A 2,787-nucleotide genomic window follows, 5' to 3' on the forward strand; every position below is an offset into this window, starting at 1 on the left:
TGCACAGATAGGTACGGATATTTAGAGGAAGAAAATTCAATCTGAGCACCAGTGCGCCAAATCGGCCGCGCATCCGCCTCTTCGTCTGGACGATTTGAAAGGCTCCGGCACGAAAAGGGCTCGCCCCGCCGGGAGCAGAGCGAGCCATAACAGTACCGATGGAGGCGGCAACCTCATCGACACTGCCAGAGAACGCGAAGCATCAGCACTTGTTCCCAACCTGTCGGCCTGAGCACAATGCGGAGCGGTCGCGCATGCGTCCTGTTCCCATGATAACGCTGGGCCGAAATCTCCAGCAGGGATATGCTCAGAAGGCGCCGTCTCAGCGACCAAACACCTTGCCGTCGGTCGTGATCGCGCTGGTGGCGACGTTCCCCGAGTTTGCCCGGGCGAACGCGCTCGAGTGGACGGCCTGGTATGGAAACGCCATTCCTGATCGGTCCCGGTCACCCGGTCTCAAAGCTGGACACCGTCGCGATGCAATGGCGGAAAGGCGTCTACCGGATCCTGGCTCGGCACGATGTCATGTGCGCGCCTGAAGATCAGCCTCACGACGAGCACGAAGTAGCCGACCTGCAGGACAAGCAGCGTCGCTATCGTCCAGGCAAATGCCTCCCAGAAGGAGCCGGTGGTCATATAGGTCCAGACCGCGACGATGACGGCCGTGGCTGACATTCCTACCAGAAACTGTCCAAAATACATGGTTTCCAAAACCGTCGAAACCGCGCCGGTTCCAACCAGTCCCTGCCTCATTTCATTTCCCGCGGACAACATTTCATTATTTTAGCAACTTCGCAAGTAAGGGGTCAGTCGCCGCAAGTTCTCCATTTGCGCGGCAACTTGGCAACTGTGCGGGCCGCGGCCGCGGTGCTGGCGGGGCTGGGCTGACACGCCAGCCGTCGACAATCCAGGAGCACGCCCGATCTTTGCACTTCGGGTCCGGAACAAACGCCGGCACGCCGAGTTTCGCCTCCAGTTCTTCAACGATTGGAGGCCAGCATGGCACCTCGCAACAAACCAAGCGCCGACATCGAAGATGACGCACCGCGGGCGGATGGGCCGACCATCGAGCAGCAGGATTGGGATGCAATCAAGGGCGGCGAGATCCTGCCAGAGTCCGTGCCGGAAAACGGCGACATGCGTTACGGCGTCGAAAAAGACGGCGATCTGCCGGACGAGGACGACGATAACGCGTACCAGGACAGCGACGACGCCCTCCCCGATGATGAGGAAGAAGCCGCAATCACGCACGATCAGACCCGAGAGGGCGGATTCGACGAGACGTGAGCTATTCGTCGCCCGAGACATGACTGCCTGTTGTTGAACTTGCCAAAGCCACATTTTCCATGCCCGGTTCGCGGGCGATTTTGCTTGGCCAGCTAAGTTTCCGCCCAGGCAATATATCAGGTTTACCTAAAGTAACGGAACATCCAAGGGACATTATCGGAACTGAACAAGGCCCCTTGGACCTTTGCGCTCGGCAGATAAGACCTTGGTCCTACAGGAAAAAGCAAAAGCCCAAAGTGACCGATTGAGGCTTCCAACGAGGGAACATCGGGCCTCGCTTGTCGTTTGTCGCAGAACTCGGCACCGCCGGGTGTCTGGAGAACGCCGCGATGTCCCACCGATCCACCATCATCAAGACAGGCTATGGCCCAGGAACGGCGATTGCCGTGCTCATGGTTGGATTGACGGCGGTGGGCATCGTGTTCCTCATTCTCGGCAGTTCGCTTTACTTCAGCGAGCAGCCTACGGATCAACGTGTCTTGTCTTCGCCGCCGGCTCGATCGATACACACGGCCCGATAGCCGAGCGGCAAACTGGACGAGCAACTGCTGGACGATAGCGACGAGCAGGCCGGCGTATGGTGAAGATAGAGGGTTCGCCAGGCGCCGAAGCGGCTTGCGAACCCTCTCGGCGCAGGAAGGGACGTTGCTGCGCCGATCGACGACATGTCAGCCAAGGACTATTCCCATCACCAGAAAGGTAACGGCTGTCGCGAAAATCGGTGCGAGCAACCAGCGCGCTTGGCCAACACTTTTGTCCATCTGTTTCTCCGAATTCCGGGAGACAAACAGCCGTGAACAGAGAGCCGTTCCCGTCGGTAAGACCAATGCGCTCTCGGGCCAGACTTAAGTCGCAGACAGCATCCGACCGAAGCCCAATCTGAGGAACATTTTCAGTTGGCTCAAGTTCAGTTGCCGTCAGCGTTGGACGATGTTGTCATGCTGACTCGCAAGGAGAAACAGTATGAAAATGCACCTAACGGGCGCCGCAGCGGCGCTGTTGCTGTTGGCCGGAGTGGGCGCCGTTGCCGCTCAGGACGTTGTCATCCAGCCTGAACAGGACACGGTCATCCGCGAGTATGTGAAGAAGCAGCCCCTCGCTTCGGTCAAGATTCCCGGCGTGGAACTGAATGTTGGTAGCGCGTTGCCGGACACGGTCGAGCTTCATGAGATCCCCGACGTCAAATACCGCTACGTGGTGGTCGACAACCGCACCGTCCTGGTGGATCCGGGCACCCGCAAGATCGTCAAGGTCTACGACTGAACTTGGAATTGTCCCAAACCCGCCGCCAGCCATGGCGGCGGGTTGCCCATGTCAGTTTCCAATCAGGACGAGTGAAGATGATAAGCAAAGCTGTGACATCCCCTGCTTTGGGCGTTCGCCTGGCCGATCTCCAGGCCCGGATGCGCGATGCGCGGGTGACGGATGCCGAAATGCAAACCTTTCAAAAGGTCGCGGCCATCATGGAAGATCGTCACGGCCGGATCGATGGCGACGCCC

Annotated in this window: 3 protein-coding genes; 2 read left to right on the forward strand and 1 reads right to left on the reverse strand. The window is 58.8% G+C overall.

All coding sequences use genetic code 11. From position 1 onward, the window contains the following. Positions 1-456 precede the first annotated feature (456 nt). A complete protein-coding gene (locus EN991_RS09485; protein ID WP_245460934.1) occupies positions 457-753 on the reverse strand; it encodes an exopolysaccharide production repressor protein in 297 nt (98 codons plus the stop codon). A gap of 246 nt (positions 754-999) precedes the next feature. Here EN991_RS09485 and EN991_RS09490 point away from each other — a divergent pair, with 246 nt between their 5' ends. Then, positions 1,000-1,287: a hypothetical protein gene (locus EN991_RS09490; RefSeq protein ID WP_063173741.1), complete on the forward strand. Its 288-nt coding sequence runs from the start codon at positions 1,000-1,002 to the stop codon at positions 1,285-1,287. Positions 1,288-2,250: 963 nt separating this feature from the next. Then, entirely contained in the window at positions 2,251-2,550 is a 300-nt protein-coding gene (locus tag EN991_RS09500; RefSeq protein ID WP_013530625.1) for a DUF1236 domain-containing protein, read from the forward strand. Positions 2,551-2,787: the final 237 nt, after the last annotated feature.

This window comes from Mesorhizobium sp. M7A.F.Ca.US.005.03.2.1 (genome assembly GCF_003997795.1).
Taxonomy (GTDB): domain Bacteria; phylum Pseudomonadota; class Alphaproteobacteria; order Rhizobiales; family Rhizobiaceae; genus Mesorhizobium; species Mesorhizobium ciceri.